The sequence below is a fragment of the Brachybacterium halotolerans genome, assembly GCF_016623465.1.
Classification (GTDB): domain Bacteria; phylum Actinomycetota; class Actinomycetes; order Actinomycetales; family Dermabacteraceae; genus Brachybacterium; species Brachybacterium halotolerans.
In genome coordinates this window covers 1-20,012 of sequence record NZ_JAEDAJ010000012.1, presented here as the reverse complement: position 1 = coordinate 20,012, position 20,012 = coordinate 1, and the positions used below count along the sequence as shown (strand labels likewise).

At 72.5% G+C, this 20,012-nt stretch carries 19 protein-coding genes; 17 read left to right on the top strand and 2 right to left on the bottom strand.

From position 1 onward, the window contains the following. The first annotated feature begins 16 nt into the window (after nucleotides 1-16). The 5 genes from rpsO (at nucleotide 17) to I8D64_RS14805 (ending at nucleotide 5,569) form a co-directional block, all read left to right on the top strand. Nucleotides 17-286, top strand: a complete 270-nt coding sequence (gene rpsO, locus I8D64_RS14825; RefSeq protein ID WP_152353576.1) for a 30S ribosomal protein S15 — start codon at nucleotides 17-19, stop codon at nucleotides 284-286. 256 nt (nucleotides 287-542) lie between these two features. Beyond that, nucleotides 543-2,798: a polyribonucleotide nucleotidyltransferase gene (locus tag I8D64_RS14820; protein WP_200503627.1), complete on the top strand. Its 2,256-nt coding sequence runs from the start codon at nucleotides 543-545 to the stop codon at nucleotides 2,796-2,798. Between the two features lie 109 nt (nucleotides 2,799-2,907). Further along, entirely contained in the window at nucleotides 2,908-4,257 is a 1,350-nt protein-coding gene (locus tag I8D64_RS14815; RefSeq protein WP_200503571.1) for an insulinase family protein, read from the top strand. Nucleotides 4,258-4,313: 56 nt separating this feature from the next. Further along, nucleotides 4,314-5,069: a 4-hydroxy-tetrahydrodipicolinate reductase gene (dapB, locus tag I8D64_RS14810; RefSeq protein ID WP_200503570.1), complete on the top strand. Its 756-nt coding sequence runs from the start codon at nucleotides 4,314-4,316 to the stop codon at nucleotides 5,067-5,069. Nucleotides 5,070-5,071: 2 nt separating this feature from the next. After that, the gene (locus tag I8D64_RS14805) at nucleotides 5,072-5,569 is read left to right on the top strand and encodes a hypothetical protein (protein ID WP_200503569.1); all 498 of its coding nucleotides are present in this window, start codon (nucleotides 5,072-5,074) and stop codon (nucleotides 5,567-5,569) included. On the opposite strand, the gene I8D64_RS14800 is transcribed toward I8D64_RS14805, so the two are convergent. Then, nucleotides 5,570-5,884, bottom strand: coding sequence for an AzlD domain-containing protein (locus I8D64_RS14800; protein WP_200503568.1), 315 nt, complete (start codon nucleotides 5,882-5,884; stop codon nucleotides 5,570-5,572). Beyond that, the gene (locus tag I8D64_RS14795) at nucleotides 5,881-6,675 is read right to left on the bottom strand and encodes an AzlC family ABC transporter permease (protein ID WP_200503567.1); all 795 of its coding nucleotides are present in this window, start codon (nucleotides 6,673-6,675) and stop codon (nucleotides 5,881-5,883) included. Before I8D64_RS14795 ends, I8D64_RS14800 begins: the two co-directional genes overlap by 4 nt. 69 nt (nucleotides 6,676-6,744) lie before the next feature. Between I8D64_RS14795 and I8D64_RS14790 the strand changes: the two genes are divergently transcribed. The 12 genes from I8D64_RS14790 to recA all read left to right on the top strand — a co-directional run bounded on the left by I8D64_RS14790 (nucleotide 6,745) and on the right by recA (nucleotide 19,946). Continuing rightward, nucleotides 6,745-7,482, top strand: a complete 738-nt coding sequence (locus I8D64_RS14790; RefSeq protein ID WP_200503566.1) for an HAD-IA family hydrolase — start codon at nucleotides 6,745-6,747, stop codon at nucleotides 7,480-7,482. 29 nt (nucleotides 7,483-7,511) lie between these two features. Beyond that, complete coding sequence (locus tag I8D64_RS14785) at nucleotides 7,512-8,849, top strand: DUF1727 domain-containing protein (protein WP_214651300.1); 1,338 nt, start codon at nucleotides 7,512-7,514, stop codon at nucleotides 8,847-8,849. Next, nucleotides 8,846-9,706, top strand: a complete 861-nt coding sequence (locus tag I8D64_RS14780; RefSeq protein ID WP_343068595.1) for a type 1 glutamine amidotransferase — start codon at nucleotides 8,846-8,848, stop codon at nucleotides 9,704-9,706. Before I8D64_RS14785 ends, I8D64_RS14780 begins: the two co-directional genes overlap by 4 nt. A gap of 29 nt (nucleotides 9,707-9,735) precedes the next feature. Continuing rightward, nucleotides 9,736-10,467 (top strand): FAD-dependent thymidylate synthase, encoded by a 732-nt coding sequence (gene thyX / locus I8D64_RS14775; protein ID WP_200503564.1) that lies wholly within the window; start codon nucleotides 9,736-9,738, stop codon nucleotides 10,465-10,467. 71 nt (nucleotides 10,468-10,538) lie between these two features. Continuing rightward, a complete protein-coding gene (dapA, locus tag I8D64_RS14770) occupies nucleotides 10,539-11,459 on the top strand; it encodes a 4-hydroxy-tetrahydrodipicolinate synthase (protein ID WP_200503563.1) in 921 nt (306 codons plus the stop codon). A 15-nt stretch (nucleotides 11,460-11,474) separates the two neighbouring features. Continuing rightward, complete coding sequence (locus tag I8D64_RS14765) at nucleotides 11,475-13,175, top strand: ribonuclease J (protein WP_200503562.1); 1,701 nt, start codon at nucleotides 11,475-11,477, stop codon at nucleotides 13,173-13,175. A 308-nt stretch (nucleotides 13,176-13,483) separates the two neighbouring features. Further along, nucleotides 13,484-16,462 (top strand): FtsK/SpoIIIE family DNA translocase, encoded by a 2,979-nt coding sequence (locus I8D64_RS14760; protein ID WP_343068594.1) that lies wholly within the window; start codon nucleotides 13,484-13,486, stop codon nucleotides 16,460-16,462. Between the two features lie 71 nt (nucleotides 16,463-16,533). Further along, entirely contained in the window at nucleotides 16,534-17,142 is a 609-nt protein-coding gene (pgsA, locus tag I8D64_RS14755) for a CDP-diacylglycerol--glycerol-3-phosphate 3-phosphatidyltransferase (protein ID WP_152353564.1), read from the top strand. Further along, complete coding sequence (locus tag I8D64_RS14750; RefSeq protein ID WP_200503560.1) at nucleotides 17,139-17,669, top strand: CinA family protein; 531 nt, start codon at nucleotides 17,139-17,141, stop codon at nucleotides 17,667-17,669. Before pgsA ends, I8D64_RS14750 begins: the two co-directional genes overlap by 4 nt. Nucleotides 17,670-18,008: 339 nt before the next feature. Further along, nucleotides 18,009-18,314: a helix-turn-helix domain-containing protein gene (locus I8D64_RS14745; protein WP_152353562.1), complete on the top strand. Its 306-nt coding sequence runs from the start codon at nucleotides 18,009-18,011 to the stop codon at nucleotides 18,312-18,314. Nucleotide 18,315: 1 nt separating this feature from the next. Continuing rightward, nucleotides 18,316-18,540, top strand: a complete 225-nt coding sequence (locus I8D64_RS14740) for a DUF3046 domain-containing protein (RefSeq protein ID WP_152353561.1) — start codon at nucleotides 18,316-18,318, stop codon at nucleotides 18,538-18,540. 284 nt (nucleotides 18,541-18,824) lie between these two features. Next, a complete protein-coding gene (recA, locus tag I8D64_RS14735; RefSeq protein WP_152353560.1) occupies nucleotides 18,825-19,946 on the top strand; it encodes a recombinase RecA in 1,122 nt (373 codons plus the stop codon). Nucleotides 19,947-20,012 lie beyond the last annotated feature (66 nt).

Below are 20,012 nucleotides of genomic sequence, written 5' to 3'. Positions count from 1 at the left end.
CGAGGGAGAAGCCGACATGGCCTTCGACTCCGCCACCAAGCAGGAGATCATCAAGGAATACGCGACCGCTGAGGGCGACACCGGTTCGCCCGAGGTCCAGATCGCGCTCCTGACCCACCGCATCACCTACCTGACCGAGCACCTCAAGGAGCACAAGCACGACCACCACACCCGTCGTGGTCTGATGCTCCTGGTCGGTCAGCGCCGCCGTCTGCTCAAGTACCTGCAGAACGTCGACATCGAGCGTTACCGTGCGCTGATCCAGCGCCTCGGCATCCGCCGGTGACACCCGCCGCCGCTCGTCCCCACGGGGCGGGCGGCGGTTCGCATCCGGCCCCGTGCCACGCGCGGGGCACGACCCGCGAGGCCGCGCCCAGAGCGCCGGCCCGCACGACCCACCAGCCCCTCGACCGTGGGCACGGTCCTCGGCAGAGACCTTCGGGAACCCCGATCCGCCCGGATCAGGAGGCTCCCCGCGGGCCCCTGACGATGGCCGCGTCCGGCGAGGGGCACCGATCCCATCGAAGGAGATCCCCATGGCCATGGAAGGCCCCGACATCACGGCGACCACCGCCGTCATCGACAACGGCAGCTACGGCACCCGCGAGGTGCGCTTCGAGACCGGCCGCCTCGCCCAGCAGGCCGCCGGCGCGGTCTCCGTGTACCTCGACGACGACACGATGGTGCTCTCGGCGACCGCCGTCTCCAACAAGCCGAAGGACAACTTCGACTTCTTCCCGCTCACGGTCGACGTCGAGGAGCGGATGTACGCCGCGGGCCGCATCCCCGGCTCGTTCTTCCGTCGCGAGGGCCGCCCGGGCACCGACGCGATCCTCGCCTGCCGCCTCACCGACCGCCCGCTGCGCCCGGCCTTCGTCAAGGGCCTGCGCAACGAGGTCCAGGTCGTCCTCACCGTCATGGCCGTCAACCCCGACGACGCCTACGACGTGGTCGGCATCAACGGCGCCTCCGCCTCCACCCAGATCTCGGGCCTGCCCTTCAACGGCCCGATCGGCGGCGTGCGCGTGGCCCTCATGCCGAGCGCCGAGGGCGGCCAGTGGGTCGCGTTCCCGACCTTCAGCCAGCTCGACGAGGCCGTGTTCTCCATGGTCGTCGCCGGTCGCATCGTCGGCGACGACGTCGCGATCATGATGGTCGAGGCCGAGGCCACCGACAACGCCTGGTCCATGATCAAGGACCAGGGCGCGATCGCCCCCACCGAGGAGGTCGTGGCCGAGGGCCTCGAGGCGTCCAAGGTCTTCATCCGCACCCTGTGCGAGGCGCAGCAGGAGCTGGCCGACGCCGCCGCCAAGCCGGTGCGCGAGTTCCCGCTCTTCCTGGACTACCAGGACGACGCCTACGAGCTGGTCGAGAAGACCGCCGCCGACCGCCTCCGCGAGGTCATGAGCATCGCCGGCAAGCAGGAGCGCGAGGAGTCCACCGACGCGCTCGCCGCCGAGGTCGTCTCCGAGCTCGGTGCCGAGGGCGCAGCCCTCGAGGGCCGCGACAAGGAGATCTCCGGCGCCTTCCGCGCGCTGACCAAGAAGGTCGTCCGCCAGAAGATCCTCACCGAGGGCGTGCGCATCGACGGTCGCGGCCTGCGCGACATCCGCCAGCTCTCGGCCGAGGTCGAGGTGCTCCCGCGCGTGCACGGCTCCGCCCTGTTCCAGCGCGGCGAGACCCAGATCCTGGGTGTGACCACGCTGAACATGCTCAAGATGGAGCAGCAGATCGACTCGCTCTCGCCGGTCCATCACAAGCGCTACATCCACCACTACAACTTCCCGCCCTTCTCGACCGGCGAGACCGGCCGCGTGGGCTCCCCGAAGCGCCGCGAGATCGGCCACGGCATGCTCGCCGAGCGCGCCCTGGTCCCGGTCCTCCCGGGCCGCGAGGAGTTCCCCTACGCGATCCGCCAGGTCTCCGAGGCGCTGGGCTCCAACGGCTCGACCTCGATGGGCTCCGTCTGCGCCTCGACCCTGTCGATGCTCAACGCCGGCGTGCCGCTCAAGGCGCCCGTCGCGGGCATCGCCATGGGCCTCGTCTCCGACACCGTGGGCGGGGAGACCAAGTACGCGGCCCTCACCGACATCCTCGGTGCGGAGGACGCCTTCGGCGACATGGACTTCAAGGTCGCCGGCACCAACGAGTTCGTCACCGCGATCCAGCTGGACACCAAGCTCGACGGCATCCCGGCCTCCGTGCTCGCCGCCGCGCTGTCCCAGGCCCGCGAGGCCCGCCTGCACATCCTGGGCGTCCTCAACGAGGCCATCGACGTGCCGGACGAGATGAGCCCGAACGCCCCGCGCGTGCTCGCGGTGACCATCCCCGTCGACAAGATCGGTGCGGTCATCGGCCCCAAGGGCCAGATGATCAACCAGATCCAGGACGACACCGGCGCCGACATCACCATCGAGGACGACGGCACCGTCTACATCGGCGCGACCGACGGCCCGTCGGCCGAGGCCGCCCGCGCGACGATCAACGCGATCGCCAACCCGATGGTCCCCGAGGTCGGCGAGCGCTACCTCGGCACCGTGGTGCGCGTGGTCGACTTCGGCGCCTTCGTCTCGCTGACCCCCGGCAAGGACGGCCTCCTGCACGTCACCCAGCTGCGCAAGCTGAACGACGGCAAGCGCGTGGACAACGTCGAGGACGTCGCGAAGGTCGGCCAGAAGATCGAGGTCGAGATCCGCGAGATCGACGCGCGCGGCAAGATCAGCCTCGCGATCGCCGAGGACGACGCCGAGGAGACGGGGTCCGACGAGGGCTCCGAGAAGGCGTCCGACTCCGAGTGAGCCCGACCGACCGCGTGAACGCGTGACCGCCGCGGGCGGCACCCCTCGACGGGGTGCCGCCCGCGCTCGCTCTCCATCTCCCCGCACCCGACCCTGGGAGGACCCTCCGGTGCCGATCGACCTGACCACTGACGCCGCAGAGCGCGACCAGCTCCTCGAACCCGGGGGAGACGGGCCGCTCGTGCGACGCACGATCCTCCCCGGCGGCGTGCGCCTGCTCACGGAGACCGACCGCTCGGTGCGCAGCGCGACGCTCGGCCTCTGGCTGCCCGTGGGCTCGCGGGACGAGACCCCCGCGCACGCCGGCTCCACCCATGCCCTCGAGCACCTGCTGTTCAAGGGCACCGCCAGGCGCAGCGCGCTGGACATCGCGACGGCCTTCGACGAGGTCGGCGGCGAGTCCAACGCGGTCACCGCGAAGGAGCACACCGTGTACCACGGGCGGGTGCGCAGCGCCGACCTGCCGCTCGCCCTGGACGTGCTCACCGACATGGTCACCTCCTCGCAGCTCGCGCCCGAGGCCCTCGAGACCGAGCGCGAGGTGATCCTCGAGGAGCTCGCGATGGCGCAGGACGATCCCACCGACTCCGGGTACGAGGAGTTCCTCGCCCAGGTGCTCGGGCCCGACACCCCGATGGGACGGCCCGTCGGCGGGACCCTCGAGACCGTCAGCGCCCTCGCCGACGCCGACGTGCGCGCGCACTTCGCCGCGCACTACAGGCCCCAGAACCTCGTGGTCACCGCCGTCGGCGACCTCGACCACGACGAGCTCGCCGGGCGCCTCGCCGACCGCCTGGCCGCGGGCGGCTGGGACCTCCCGGCGGGCGTCGCTCCGTCGGAGCGTCGGCCCGCCCTCGAGCGCTCGCTGCCCGCCGCCGGCGCGACGCCCGGACCGGCGTCGGCCGTCGTTCCGCACCGCATCGTGCGCCCCCTCGAGCAGACCCACATCTACCTGGGCGGGCCGTCGATCTGCGCGACCAGCGAGGACCGCCACACGATGAACGTGCTGATGGCGATCCTCGGCGGCGGCATGTCCTCGCGGCTGTTCCAGCACATCCGCGAGGAGCGCGGCCTGGTCTACACCGTCTACTCCTTCAGCGCCGCCTACCGCGACGCGGGCCTGTTCGGCATGTACGCCGCCTGCCGGCCCTCGCGCGCCGAGCAGGTCGTCGAGCTCATGGGGGCCGAGATCGAGCAGATGCGCGATCACGGCGTCACCGACGAGGAGATGCGACGCGCGCTCGGGCAGATCACGGGCGCTCTCGCGCTCGGTCTCGAGGACACCGCGTCGCGGATGGGGCGCCTGGGCAGCCTCGAGCTCGTCCAGGGCCGCTACTCGACGGTCGACGAGGCACTCGAGAAGATGGCCGGCGTGACCGCCCAGGACGTGCGGGACCTCGCCGCGCGCCTCGCCGAGTCGTTCACCACCCGGGTCGACGTCGGCCCCGAGGCCGGCTGAGCCGCCGGCTCGGCCCCGCACACCGCATACCACCGCCCTCCCGGAAGGAACCCACCATGTCGCAGAGCATCCGCGTCGCCGTCCTCGGCGCCCACGGTCGCATGGGCAGCGCCGCCTGCACCGCCGTCGAGGAAGCCGACGGCCTCGAGCTCGTCGCCCGCATCGGCAGCTCCGACCCGCTCGACGCCGCGGCCGACGCCGGCGCGCAGGTCGTCGTCGACCTCACCGTCCCCGCCGTCACCAAGCGCAACGTGCTCTGGGCGATCGAGCACGGGATCCACGCCGTGGTCGGCGCGACCGGCTGGGACGAGGAGTCCCTCGCCGACGTCCGCGCCGCGCTCGGCGAGCACCCGAGCACCGGTGTGCTCATCGCACCGAACTTCGCGATCGGCGCCGTCCTGGTGATGCGCTTCGCCGAGGCCGCGGCCCGCTACTACGAGAGCGCCGAGGTGATCGAGATGCACCACCCCGACAAGCTCGACGCGCCCTCGGGCACCGCCCGCCACACGGCCGCGGCGATCGCCCGCGGCCGCGAGGCCGGGGGACTGGGGGCCGTGCCCGACGCGACGCAGAAGGACGAGCTCGGTGCGCGGGGCGCGGTCGTCGACGGCATCCACGTGCACGCCGTCCGCCAGCGCGGCCTCGTCGCCCACGAGGTCGTCCAGTTCGGCGGCGTCGGCGAGCAGCTCGAGCTGCGCCACGACTCCTTCGATCGCGTGTCCTTCATGCCCGGCGTGCTGCTGGGCGTGCGCGAGGTCGGCTCCCGCCCCGGGCTCACCGTGGGCCTCGACGGCTACATGGACCTCGGCTGAGCATGCGCGCGAAGATCGGTGTCGCCCTGCTGCTGCTGGTCACGGCGGCCTACTGCTGGGGCCTGCTCTGGATCGCGACCGGTTTCGCGCGCGCAGGCGGCGTGATCGGCTGGGGGCTGGCAGCGGGCCTCGTCGTGCTGCTCGTCCTCACCGTGTGGGTGACCTGGCGCGAGGTCCTGTTCGGGCTGCGCGCAGGACGGCTCGCCCGGCTCTACGGCGCGGCGCGCTTCGAGCCCCGGGCCGACGACGGGACCGAGGGCATGGCGGCCGACGGGACCGGAGCCCGTGCGGAGCAGGACCCCGTCGCCCAGCGCGATCCGCGCAGGGCCGCGGCCCGCGCGGAGTTCGAGGCGGCGCGCGACGCCGTACAGGACGGGGGAGAGGACGACTGGCGGGCCTGGTACCGCCTGGGCCTGGCCTACTCCGCGAACCGGGACACCCGCGACGCCCGCGCCGCCGTGCGCCGGGCGATCGCCGTGGAGGCCGGCCGCGGGGTGTGATCAGCCCCAGCCGAGGGCACGGCAGAGCGCCGCGACCACGGCGGCCGCGATCACGACCACCAGGAAGGGCGCGCGCAGGGCGAGCAGCAGCGCGGCGACCGCGAGCGCGGGCAGGCGGGCGTCGGCCATCAGCTGCGGGCCGTCGGCCGCGGCCTGGGTGGCGACCAGCGCGCCCAGCAGCGCGACGGGCAGCAGGGACGTGACCCGCGCGATGCGCGGTTTCTCGAGCACGCCCGGCGGCACCTGGTAGCCGATCCACTTCTGCGCGAAGGACAGCACCGCCGCCGCGATCACGCCCGCCCACAGCCAGCTCATGCCTGCTCACCGTCCTCGTCCGTCGCGTCGACCCGATTCCCGCCGGCCACCGGGCGACGCGGCAGCAGCCCGACGACCACGGCGACCAGCGCCGCAGCGAGCACCGGCAGGCCGGCCGGCAGGACGGGCGTCGCGATCAGCGCGATGAACGCCGCGGCGACGGCGACGGCCACCACGTCCTTCGAGACCAGGCGGGGCCACAGCAGCCCCAGGAACGCCGCGGCGGCCGCGGCATCCAGGCCCCATGCGCCTGGATCGCCGACGCTCTGGCCGATCAGCGCTCCCACCAGGGAGAACAGGTTCCAGAAGACGTAGACCGCGATGCCTGCCGCCCAGAAGCCGGCGCGCTTGGCGGCCGGGGGACCGGCGGTCGCGGCCACGGCTGCGGACTCGTCGATCGTGAGCAGGGAGCGCGCGGCCCCCTTCGCCCCGCCTCGGGGCAGTGTCGGCGCGAGCACGAGGCCGTAGAGGGTGTTGCGGATGCCCAGCAGCACGGCGGCCAGCGCTGCGCCCAGTGCGCTGCCGCCGCCTCCGATCACGCCCACGAAGGCGAACTGGCTGCCGCCGGTGAACATGATCGCCGAGAGCACCATCGCCTGCCACACGTCGAGCCCCGAGGCGGTCGCGAGCGCCCCGAAGGAGATCCCGTACAGACCCGTCGCGACCCCCACGGACAGCCCCTTGCGGCGGGCGGCCGAGACGGCGAGGGACACCGATGCGGCGTCCGGCGACGGCGCCTCGTGGGCGCTCCGCGCGGCGGGGGAGCGGTCGCTCGGATCGTGCGTGTTCATGACCCGTCCACAGTAACCGGGGAGTTTCCCGCATGCGCAGGTCGCACGGGGTATGAGACCGTGGGAAGCATGAACGGAGCCGCCGCCGCGGGCGCCCCCGAGGGGGACGCTCAGGCCCCCCAGGACCCCTTCCCCCTCGACGTCGACGCCCTGCTGCTCGACATGGACGGGACCCTCGTCGATTCGGGCCCCTCGGTGGAGCGCGCCTGGACGAAGCTGTTCGAGGAGCACGGCTCGAACCGGACCTTCGACCACACCCTCCACGGCATGCCCGCCCGAGGGGTGCTCGCCGACGTCTTCCCCGACATGCCGGCCGACGAGATCGAGGCCGCCCACGCGCGTGTCGAGGACCTGGAGGTCGAGGACGCCAAGCGGATCTCGATCCTCCCGGGCACGGCCCGCCTGATCGGCGAGCTGCAGTCCGCCGCCGAGCAGCTCGGTCGGCCCACCTGGACGATCGTGACCTCCTGCACGCGGCGCCTGTTCGAGGCCCGCTGGGCGATCACCGACCTGCCCTACCCCGAGGAGACCCTCGTCACCGCCGACCAGGTGAGTCGCGGCAAGCCCGATCCGGAGCCGTACGTGCTCGGCGCCGAGCGCCTGGGCGCGGACCCCTCCCGTGCGCTCGTGATCGAGGACTCCCTGGGAGGGCTCGCGTCCGCCCGTGCCGCGGGATGCCCGGCGATCGCGGTGACCACGACCACCCTCGCGCACGAGCTCGCGCCCCACGCCGAGGCGCTCCTGACCTCGCTCGACGACGTCGCCGTGGAGGTCCACGAGGGACGCCTGCGCGTCGTCCGCCGCTGAGGGCGTCGCCCGGTCCCGGCTCCAGTACGATGCCGAGCATGCGTTCCGCTCTCACCGTGGCCGCCGGCCGTGCCGCGCGCCGCCTGGCCAGACTCCGCGGCGGGGGCCGCGGGGGCAGCGCCTTCCCCGGACTCGTGGTCGAGAGGATCGACCCCGGCTTCCTCGCGCGCACCCTCGAGGAGCTGCCGCTGGGCGTGGTCGTCGTCTCCGGCACCAACGGGAAGACCACCACTACGAAGATCCTGGTGGAGCTGCTGCGCTCCCAGGGTCTGCGGGTCTTCACCAACCCCACCGGCTCCAACTTCGTGCGCGGCGTCGCGGCGGCCCTGCTCACCGAGGTCGACGCCCGCGGCCGCCTCGCCGCCGACATCGCCGTGCTCGAGCTCGACGAGGCCCACGCCGTGCACTTCGTGCGCCAGGTGCGCCCGCGCGCGAGCCTGCTGCTGAACGTCATGCGCGACCAGCTCGACCGCTTCGGGGAGATCGACCACACCGCCGACCTCCTGCACACGGTCGCGAAGGCCAGCACCGAGCTCGTCGTCCTCAACGGCGACGACCCGCGCCTGTCCGCGCCGCGCTTCACCGACGACCTGGGCGCTCGCGTCGAGCGCTTCGGCATCGGGGAGGGGCTGCGCCGCGTCTTCCTCTCCGACGACGACCTGCGCCGCGAGGACGCCGGGGGCGCGATGCTCGAGGACGCGGGCCTCGGCGCCGGCCCCGCCGACGACACGCAGACCCCCGCCACGCGGCTCGAGGCCATCGACGGGCGCCGCGCCCGCATCCTCGTCGACGGCGCGGAGCACGAGGTCGAGTTCGTGCTGCCCGGCGTGCACAACATGCTCAACGCCACTGGCGCCCTGGCGCTCGCCTCCTCCCTGCTCGGGGCCGACGCGGACCTCCCGGCCCTGCTGCGCGCCCTCGCGCACGTGCGCGCGGCCTTCGGCCGCGGCGAGATGCTCGAGGTCGACGGCGTCCCCCTCGAGCTGGCCCTCGTGAAGAACCCCGCCGGCTTCCGGATGAGCCTGCTGAGCGCGGGCACGGACCCGGCGGAGACGATGATCGCGATCAACGACGAGTACGCCGACGGCCGGGACATGTCATGGCTCTGGGACGTCGACTTCAGCGCCCTGCGCGCGAGCGGCGTGCACGTGGTCAGCGGCGTGCGCGCCTACGACATGGCCCTGCGCCTGCGCTACGACGAGGTGCTCGTGGACGGCGTCGAGACGGACCTCGGGCCGGCCGTGCGGTCGCTGATCGACGCCGCCCGCGCGAGCGGCCGGCCGATGCGCATCTTCTGCACCTACACCGCGATGCTCGCCGTGCGCGCGCAGCTCTCGCGGATCACCCACGTGGAGACGGTCCTGTGAGCACGAACGAGCACCCCGCCCCGTCGGCCCCACGCAGCGCGGGGACCGGCCCGGACCTCACCCCCGTCCCGACGCCGCACCGGCAGCCCGCGCGCGAGGGCGCCCCGGCGCTGCGGATCCTGCAGCTCTACCCCTCCGAGATGAACATCTACGGAGACTGGGGGAACACCCTCACGCTGATCCGGCGGGCACAGTGGAGCGGCTTCGAGGTCGAGCTGCTGGCCCACGAGGTCGGCGACCGGCTCCCCGCGGACGTGGACCTCGTGGTCGCGGGCGGCGGCCAGGACTCCGGCCAGGTGCGCATCGCCGCCGACCTCCTCTCCCACGGCCCCGCGATCTGCGAGTGGGCCGAGCAGGACGTCCCCATGCTCGCCGTGTGCGGCTCCTACCAGCTGTTCGGGCACGTGTTCGTGCCCGCGACCGGCGACACGGCCGACGAGCCGCTGACCGGCATCTCGCTGCTGGACGTCGAGACCCGCGGCAGCAGCACCCGCCTGATCGGCAACCTCACCGTCGAGACCGAGCGCTTCGGACCCGTGGTGGGCTACGAGAACCACTCCGGGCTGACCACCCTCGGGGCGGACTGCACGGCGCTCGGCTCCGTGCGCGCCTTCGGCCAGGAGAGCTCGCGCGCGGGCGGGAACAACGGGGCCGACGGCACCGAGGGCGCGGTGCACCGCGAGGTCATCGGCACCTACCTGCACGGCTCCGTGCTCCCCAAGAACCCGGCGCTCGCCGACCACCTGCTCGCCGCGGCCGTGCGCCACCGGGTGGGGGAGGACGCGTACACCGCGCCCGACCTGGAGGGGATCGTCACCCAGCGCGCCCGCGACATCGCCATGTCCCGGCCTCGCTGAGGCCTCCGCCTCGACTACCCTGGGGAACCATGAGCGACAGCGAGAGCGACATCGTCTTCCGGTCCGACATGACCGTCCAGCTGGTGCGGTCGGCGGCGCAGGACGGCGACGTCGTCTTCGCGGCCCGCGTCTCGACCCAGGGGGAGAAGACGCTGGCCACCGCGGGCGAGGACGCGAGCGAGCGCGACAAAGGCCTGATCCGGTTCCTCATGCGCGACCGCCACGGCAGCCCCTTCGAGCACAACAGCTTCACCTTCTACGTCGAGGCGCCGATCTTCGTGTTCCGCGAGTTCATGCGCCACCGCATGGCCTCCTACAACGAGGAGTCCGGCCGCTACCGGAAGATGCGGCCGGTGTTCTACGTGCCCGGCCCCGAGCGCAACCTCCAGCAGGTCGGCAAGCCCGGCGCCTACACCTTCGAGCCCGGCACCCCCGAGCAGCACGCGCTCGTCACCGAGACCGTGCGCGCGCAGTCGACCTCCGCCTACGAGGGCTACCGCCGGATGCTCGAGGCGGGCGTCGCCCGCGAGGTCGCCCGCACGGTGCTGCCGCTGAACCTGTACTCCTCGATGTACGTCACCGTGAACGCGCGCAGCATGATGAACTTCCTGAGCCTGCGCACCCAGCGCCCCGACTCTGCGTTCCCCTCCTTCCCGCAGCGCGAGATCGAGATGGTCGCCGAGCTCATGGAGCAGCACTTCGCCGAGAAGATGCCGCTCACCCACGCCGCCTTCGAGGCGGGCGGCCGCGTCGCACCCTGACGCGCCCGCTCGCCGCACCCGCATCCCCATCAGGCAGTCCCACCAGCCAGGCAGTCCCACCAGGAGGACAGATGACCGTCCAGCCCGCACCGGCAGCACGGCCCTTCGGCACCGTCGGCACCGCGATGGTCACCCCCTTCACCGAGGACGGTTCGACCCTCGATCTGGATGCGGCGCAGGCCGTCGCCGCGCACCTCGTCGCGCACGGCAACGACTGCCTCGTGGTCAACGGGACGACGGGCGAATCGCCCACCACGAGCGACGCGGAGAAGATCGCCCTGGTCAGGGCCGTGCGCGAGGCCATCGGCCCCGGGATCACGCTGCTCGCGGGCGTCGGCAGCAACGACACCCGCCACAGCATCGAACTCGCCCGCGCCCACGCGGACCTCGACCTGCAGGGCCTGCTCGTCGTCACGCCCTACTACTCGAAGCCCTCCCAGGACGGCATCATCGCGCACACCGAGCAGGTGGCCGACGCCACCGAGCTGCCGATCCTGCTCTACGACATCCCCGGCCGCAGCGGCGTCCCGCTCGCGCACGAGACGCTCCTGCGCCTCGCCCAGCACGAGCGGATCCTCGCGGTCAAGGACGCCAAGGGCGACCTCCAGCAGGCCGCCCTGGTCACCGCCCAGTCCGACCTCGTGTACTACTCGGGGGAGGACGCCCTGAACCTCGCCTGGCTCGCCGTCGGAGCGGCCGGCATCGTCTCGGTCGTCGGCCACGTCGCCGGTGAACTCGAGGCGCAGATGGTCGCCGCCGTCCAGGCCGGCGACCTCCCCGCTGCTCAGCAGCTCAACCGTCGCCTGGCCCCCGTGGTCGAGGCGGTCATGACCCGCATGCCCGGTGCGGTCGCCGCGAAGACGGCCCTGGTGCTCCAGGGCGTCCTCCCGCACGCGACCGTCCGCGGCCCCCTCGCCCCTGCGAGCGCACCCCAGATGGCCGAGCTCAGAGAATCGCTCGCCGCCGTCGAGGGGATCCCGCCGCTCGTCTGAACACCGGAAGGACCCATGACACTCACCACTCCCTTCAGCGAGCGGCTCCAGCAGCCCCGCAAGCCCGCCAAGGACACCCTGCGGATCATCCCGCTGGGCGGCCTCGGCGACGTGGGCCGCAACATGACCGTCTTCGACTACAACGGGCGCCTGCTCGTCGTCGACTGCGGCGTGCTGTTCCCCGAGGAGTCCCAGCCCGGCGTGGACCTGATCCTGCCGGACTTCCAGTACCTCGAGGACCGCCTCGACGACATCGCGGCGATCGTCCTCACCCACGGCCACGAGGACCACATCGGCGCCGTGCCCTACCTGCTGCGCCTGAAGCCCGACATCCCCGTCGTCGGCAGCCAGCTCACCCTCGCGTTCATCGAGGCCAAGCTGCGCGAGCACCGCATCAAGCCGTACACCCTCGCCGTCAAGGAGGGGGACAGCGAGAGCTTCGGCCCCTTCGACTGCGAGTTCGTCGCCGTCAACCACTCGATCCCCGACGCGCTCGCCGTGTACATCCAGACGCCCGCCGGGACCGTCCTGCACACCGGCGACTTCAAGATGGACCAGCTTCCGCTCGACGGCCGCATCACCGACCTGCGCGCCTTCGCGCGGCTCGGCGAGAAGGGAGTCGACCTGTTCATGGTCGACTCCACGAACGCCGAGGTCCCGGGCTTCACGACCGCCGAGCGGGAGATCGGCCCGGTCATCGACTCGATCTTCGCGCGCTCGCGCCAGAAGATCGTCGTGGCCTCGTTCTCGAGCCACGTCCACCGCGTCCAGCAGGTCCTCGACGCCGCCGCGAAGCACGGCCGCAAGGTCGCCTTCGTGGGCCGCTCGATGGTGCGCAACATGGGGATCGCCTCGGACATGGGCTACCTCGACGTGCCGCCGAACACCCTCGTGGACGTCAAGAAGATCGATTCCCTGCCCGACGAGAAGGTCGTGCTCATGTGCACGGGCAGCCAGGGCGAGCCGATGGCCGCGCTGGGCCGGATCGCGAACAGCGACCACCGCGTCTCGGTGGGCCCCGGGGACGTCGTGATCCTCGCGAGCTCCCTGATCCCCGGCAACGAGAACGCGGTCTTCCGGATCGTCAACGGCCTGATGGCCCTCGGCGCCGAGGTGGTCCACCAGGGCAGCGCCCGCGTGCACGTCTCCGGGCACGCGAGCTCGGGGGAGCTCCTGTACTGCTACAACATCGTGCGGCCGAAGAACGTCATGCCCGTGCACGGCGAGGTCCGCCACCTCATCGCCAACGGTCGCATCGCCGAGTCCTCGGGCGTGCCCTCCGACCACGTGGTCCTCGCGCACGACGGCTCCGTGGTCGACCTCAAGGACGGGAACGCGAAGGTCGTGGGCGAGATCCCCAACGGCTACGTGTACGTGGACGGATCCAGCATCGGCGAGATCTCCGAGGCCGACCTCAAGGATCGCCGCATCCTCGCCGATGAGGGCTTCATCTCCCTGTTCACCGTGGTCAGCTCCGAGACCGGCGAGATCCTCGCGGGCCCGGAGATCCACGCGCGCGGCGTCGCGGAGGACACGGCCGTCTTCGAGAAGATCCGCCCCGACATCGTCAAGGCCCTCGAGAAGGCCCTCGCCGAGCAGACCGGCAAGCGCGACACGCACCAGCTGCAGCAGGTCATGCGGCGGGTCGTGGGCCGCTACGTGGGCCAGCGCCTGCGCCGCCGCCCGATGATCATCCCGGTGGTCGTCGAGGCCTGATCGGGCCGGCGCACGCCGTGCCGGACGTCCCGGATCCCGCTCGCCCCGAGCGGGATCCGGGACGGAGCCGGGGGGGCGGCCCCGGGGGCGGCCGGCCCCCCCCCCCCCCCCCCCCGGGGGGGGGCCCCGGCCACGTCTCCGTGTCGCCGCACCCGGGTCCGACGGGCCCGAGAGGGTAGATTGGCCCCATGGCGACACGTACGTCTTCCCCCGCACGTGCGTCGAAGGGCTCGTCCCGGACCTCGTCCTCCCGCTCCTCGCAAGGAGCCGGCGCGGCCGCCCACGATCCGTCGACGCTCCCGCTCCCGGTGCGCGCAGTCCGCGCCGGGTACCTCGGCATCGCCCGCGCGATCGGCGGATTCATCCGCGCGATCGGCGTGGCCCGCTGGGAGGTCCCCTTCGACCAGCGCCGTGACGGCTACGCCCTGTTCCTGCTGCTGATCGCGGCCCTCGTGGCGACCCGCGAGTGGTTCCGCGCGCCCGGCGCGCTGTTCGACGGCGTGCACGCGGTGGTCGGCGGGACCTTCGGCATCGCCTCCGTCGCGGTGCCCCTGCTCGCGATCGGCTGGGCGCTGCGCATGTTCCGGCGCCCCGACTTCGTGCGCGCGAACACGCGGATCGCCCTGGGCGTCGCCCTGCTCATGGTCTCGTTCTCCGCTATCGCCTCGATCCACGCGCGCATGCCCGCCCCGTCCGACGGGATCGACGCGCTCGCCTCCGGCGGCGGGGTCCTCGGCTACCTGGGTGCCGCGCCCCTCGAGGCCCTCGTGCCGGCCCCCGTGGTGATCGCCGTCTACGTCCTCGTGGCGCTGTTCGCGGTGCTCGTGCTCACCGCCACGCCGGTCGAGGCGCTGCCCTCACGGATCCGCGGCGTCTACGCGAGCCTCGTCGGCCACAGCGAGGAGGAGGACGCCGAGCGCGAGAGCTTCGGACTGCGCCCGCGCCGCTCCGCCGCCCCCGCCGCGGCCGAGGAGCAGGCGGAGGCCTCTCCCAAGCCCCGTCGCCGCCGCACCAAGAAGGAGATCGCCGAGGACGCCGCGCGCGACCACGACGAGTTCGGCTACGCGGGCGACGAGGCCTTCTCCGGCGCCGTGCAGGACGACGAGGACACGGCCGGCGGCCGCCGCTCCCGCGGTGCCCGCACCCGCAAGGGCGCCCGCGCCGCGGACGGCGCAGAGGGCACCGACAGCACCGAGGTCTTCGACGTCGTCGCCGACGAGAACGCCCGCGCCAAGGGCTTCCCCGGGAAGACCGCGGCCCTCCCGGTCGGCGGCGCCGGGGCCGACGGGCGCACCGCGCCGATGCCGGCCGCCGGTGCGCGCGGTCAGAAGGGCGCGCGCGGCCAGGGCGCCGCGAGCGCGCAGGACGGCCAGCAGACCCGCCAGGCCCCGTCGGCGGCCGCGGCCTCGAAGGCGCCGCAGGAGGAGCGCCCCGAGATCATCCTCCCGCCCAGCGGAGACCTGCCGCGCGCGGGGGAGCAGCTCGAGCTCGCGGGCGACGTCGTCTACACCCTCCCGGACTCGTCGTTCCTGCTCGAGGGCCCGCCCGCGAAGTCCCGCTCCGAGGCCAACGACCGCGTGGTCGAGGCCCTCGGCGAGGTCTTCGCCCAGTTCAACGTCAACGCGGAGGTCGTCGGCTTCTCGCGCGGCCCGACGGTCACCCGCTACGAGGTCGAGCTCGCACCCGGAACGAAGGTCGAGAAGGTCACCGCGCTCGACAAGAACATCTCGTACGCGGTCGCGAGCTCGGACGTGCGCATCCTCTCGCCGATCCCGGGCAAGAAGGCCATCGGCATCGAGATCCCGAACGCCGACCGCGAGACCGTCGCCCTGGGCGACGTGCTGCGCAGCCCCGTCGCGACCCGCAACGAGCACCCGATGGTGATGGGCGTGGGCAAGGACGTCGAGGGCGGCTACGTCGTCGCGAACCTCGCGAAGATGCCGCACCTGCTGGTCGCGGGCGCCACCGGCTCGGGCAAGTCGAGCCTCGTGAACGCGATGATCACCTCGATCCTCATGCGCGCCACCCCGGAGGAGGTGCGCATGGTGCTCGTGGACCCCAAGCGCGTGGAGCTCACGATCTACGAGGGCATCCCGCACCTCATCACGCCGATCATCACCAACCCGAAGAAGGCCGCCGAGGCCCTCGAGTGGGTCGTCAAGGAGATGGACGCCCGTTACGACGACCTCGCGACCTTCGGCTTCAAGCACATCGACGACTTCAACAAGGCCGTGCGCGCCGGGGAGGTCGAGGTGCCCGCGGGCAGCGAGCGGCGCCTCGCCCCGTACCCGTACCTGCTGGTCGTCGTCGACGAGCTCGCGGACCTGATGATGGTCGCCCCGCGCGACGTCGAGGCCTCGATCCAGCGCATCACGCAGCTGGCCCGCGCCGCCGGCATCCACCTCGTGCTCGCGACCCAGCGTCCGAGCGTCGACGTGGTCACCGGCATCATCAAGGCGAACGTACCCAGCCGCCTGGCCTTCTCGACCTCCTCCCTCCAGGACTCCCGCGTGATCCTGGATTCTCCCGGGGCCGAGAAGCTCATCGGGCAGGGCGACGCCCTGTTCCACCCGATGGGCAAGGCCAAGCCGATGCGCGCCCAGGTCGCCTGGGTCAACGAGTCGGAGATCCACAAGGTCGTCGACCACGTCAAGAAGCAGATGAAGCCGCACTACCGCGAGGACGTCACCGTCGCCGCGGCCAAGAAGCAGATCGACGACGACATCGGCGACGATCTCGAGGTGCTGCTGCAGGCGGCCGAGCTCGTGGTGACCACGCAGTTCGGCTCGACCTCCATGCTGCAGCGCAAGCTCCGCGTCGGCTTCGCCAAGGCCGGCCGCCTGATGGACCTGCTCGAGTCCCGTGAGATCGTCGGCCCGTCGATCGGCTCGAAGTCCCGCGACGTCCTCGTCGGCCCCGACGACCTCGCCGGCGCCGTGGCCCGCATCAAGGGCGAGGACGATCCCGGGTCAGCGGGCCGCGCCCCCTCGGACTCCGACGCCCCCTTCGACTCCGGCACCGACGTGGGCGACGGGGCCGGGTACTCCGAGGACGCGTACGACGACGCCGGATACGGCGGGGCTGACGAGGGCGACGACGGCTCCGGGGACGCGCCCGCGGGCCCCGGCGGCCCCGCCCCCTCCGCCTCGGCACAGGGCGGCGCCCCCGACCGCTACGGCCAGGACCCGCTCGCCCACGACGCGGGCGACGTCGCGACCGACTACTACGACGACTACGACTCCGCGGAGGGAGAGAGCGAGGACGCCTGGCAGCTCACCGGCAGGTGAGCCGTCGGCGCCCGAGCGATCGACACCGCGAGTCCCGACCGGGCGTCATCGACGCCGACCGAGGAGCAGGCATGAACGCCCCGCAGACCCACCCGGACGCCCCGCCCGTCCCGCTGTGGAACATCGCGAACATCCTCACGATGATCCGCTGCGTGATGGTGCCGGTGTTCGTCGTCGTCGCCGCCTTCTACCCGGACGTCATCTCCGGGCGGCTCGTCATCACGGCGATCTTCGTGCTCGCGATGATCACGGACTTCCTCGACGGGCACCTCGCCCGCAGCCGGAACCTCATCACCGACTTCGGGAAGATCGTCGACCCGATCGCGGACAAGGCCATGACCGGCGCCGCCTTCGTCATGCTCTCGGTCTGGGAGTACATCCCCTGGTGGATGACGATCCTGATCCTGCTGCGCGAGTTCGGCATCACCATCATGCGCTTCACGATCCTCAAGTACGGCGCGCTGCCGGCGAACCTCGCGGGCAAGACCAAGACGATGATGCAGACGATCGCGATCACCTTCTGTCTACTGCCCTTCGAGCTGTGGTGGGGCCCGGCGCGCTGGATCGGCCTCGCCCTCGTGGTGATCGCCCTGGTCCTCACCGTCTACTCGGGCCTGGTGAACCTCAAGGACGGCCTGCGGCTGCGTCGCGAGGCCCTCTCCTCGACCTCCCGCCGATGAGCGGGTCCCCGGACACCGCCCGGGCGGTGATCGCTCTCGCGACCGAGGCCGGGCTGCAGCTCGCGACCGCGGAGTCGCTCACCGCCGGAGCCGTCGTCGCGCGGCTCGTGGACGTTCCCGGCGCGAGCGCATGCGTCGCCGGGGGAGCGGCCTGCTACAGCTACGGGGCCAAGCGCCGCGTGCTCGGGGTCGACGCCTCCGAGCTCGAGCGCACCGGCGCCGTCACGGCGGAGGTCGCCCGGGCCATGGCCCGCGGCGCCCTCGCCCTCTACGACGCCGATCTCGCCGTGTCGACCACCGGGGTCGCCGGTCCGGGGGCCGACGATCGCGGCGTCCCCGAGGGGACCGTCCACCTCGCCGTCGCGGTGCGCGGGGGCGGGGAGCGGTCCGCGCCGGAGTCCCGGATCGCCCTCGAGCGTGAGCTGCATCTCGCCGGATCTCGCGCCGAGATCCGTGAGGAGAGCGTCGGCGTCGCGCTCGACCTGCTGCGCACCGAGCTCGAACGGATGGCGCAGGCCCCCTTCTGACCTCGCGCGATGCGCCGAGGGAACCCTCGGCCGGGGTTCGACGGCTCGTCCGCACAGCGTCATGAGGGGCAATGCACTGGGTTCTCCGAGGGAGCCGACCGTAGGATCGGGAACACCCGGAGCGGTCGGGACGTTGCACTCACCGTGATGAGCACGATGAATCCCACCCGCGCACGGCGCCCCGGACACCCGGCGCCCGCCCGCGCGACCACCCGTCCCGGGACCCTGCGCGCGGGAGCGCAGCTCCCCGCCGGGGCGCTCCGCACCCCCCGCAGGGACACGCACGCACACGCGGATGCGGCCACGGCCGCCCCCGCGCACACGAAGGGAGTCCGACCCATGATCCTCTTCCGCCAGGAGCTCGGCGACGTCCTGCGCGAGACCCGGCGCTCCCAGGGTCGCACCCTCCGACAGGTCTCCTCGGACGCCCGCGTCTCGCTGGGCTACCTCAGCGAGATCGAGCGCGGCCAGAAGGAGGCCTCGAGCGAGCTGCTCTCCTCGGTCACCGAGGCGCTCGGCATGCCCCTGTCCTTCGTGCTGCGCGAGGTCTCCGACCGCATCGCCGTGGCCGAGGGCATGAGCATCCCCGACACCATCCCCGAGGGTCTGGCCGACGGCACCGAGAGCCTCGTCGGCGCCGCCTGACGTGCGCCGCAGCGAGTACACGCAGCTCGCGGACCACGTCTTCGGGCGCACCCTCGCGACGACGTACACGCAGGAGCTCGCCCTCGCGCGGCTCGGCCACCGCACCCCCGCCCAGGCGATCGCCCAGGGCGAGGACGTGCGGGCGGTCTGGACCGCTCTGTGCGACGAGATGGACGTCCCGGAGTCGCGGCGCTGGGAGATCCCTCCCGAGCTGCGGCATCGCTGAGGGGCCGCAGGGCGCCTCGCCAGCACGCGGGCCCTTCTTCCACGCGGCGCGCCGGACGACCGGCGCGCCGCGTGTCGCATACGTGCGTTCGAACATCTGTTCGGGTATCGTGGCGCCCGACGACCGGTTCCGCACAGGACCGATCCGCCCTCGCCCACGGGTCCTCCACAAGGGCCCTCCATCCACAGGCGGGGCGGGATCCTCCCGGATGTCCGACCGTCGACCTAGTGTGGCCGCACGGCACGCATCCGCCGGTCGCACCGGCTCCCCGGAAGGAACAGAACATGCCCGCAGCGAAGTCCAGCTCCGCACCCAAGGACCGCGCGTCCAAGGACCGAGCGTCCTCCCTCGACAACGCCCTCGCCCAGATCGACCGCCAGTTCGGCAAGGGCTCGATCATGCGACTGGGCGATGACACCCGCCCTCCGGTCGAGGTCATCCCCACCGGCTCGGTCGCCCTCGACGCCGCCCTCGGCATCGGCGGCCTGCCCCGCGGCCGCATCGTGGAGATCTACGGCCCGGAGTCCTCGGGCAAGACCACGGTGGCCCTGCACGCGGTCGCCAACGCCCAGCGCAACGGCGGCATCGCCGCCTTCATCGACGCCGAGCACGCCCTGGATCCCGAGTACGCGAAGAAGCTCGGCGTGGACACCGACGCCCTGCTGGTCTCCCAGCCGGACACCGGCGAGCAGGCCCTCGAGATCGCCGACATGCTGATCCGCTCCGGCGCCCTTGACGTGGTGGTCGTCGACTCCGTCGCCGCGCTCGTGCCCAAGGCGGAGATCGAGGGCGAGATGGGCGACTCCCACGTCGGCCTGCAGGCGCGCCTCATGTCCCAGGCGCTGCGCAAGCTCACCGGTGCGCTGTCCTCCTCGGGCACCACCGCGATCTTCATCAACCAGCTGCGCGAGAAGATCGGCGTGTTCTTCGGCAGCCCGGAGACCACCACGGGCGGCAAGGCCCTGAAGTTCTACGCCTCCGTGCGCATGGACATCCGCCGCATCGAGACCCTCAAGACCGGTCAGGACTCCGTGGGCAACCGCACCCGCGTCAAGGTCGTGAAGAACAAGATGGCCCCGCCCTTCAAGCAGGCCGAGTTCGACATCCTCTACGGCGAGGGCATCTCCCGCGAGGGCGGCCTCATCGACATGGGCGTGGAGAACGGCATCGTGCGCAAGTCCGGCGCCTGGTTCACCTACGAGGGCGACCAGCTGGGCCAGGGCAAGGAGAACGCCCGCCAGTTCCTCAAGGACAACCCGGACCTCGCCGCCGAGATCGAGCAGAAGATCCTGCAGACCCTCGGTGTGGGCGAGTACGCCGTCAAGGAGGAGGCTCCGGCCGAGGCCGAGGGCGAGTCCTTCGACGCCGGCGAGTTCCTCGACGAGGACGTCCCGGCGACGATCTGATCCGGCCACCCCGATCGGTCACCCATGACCGGGACGGAATCCGACCCAGCGCGGGGCGGCGCGGGG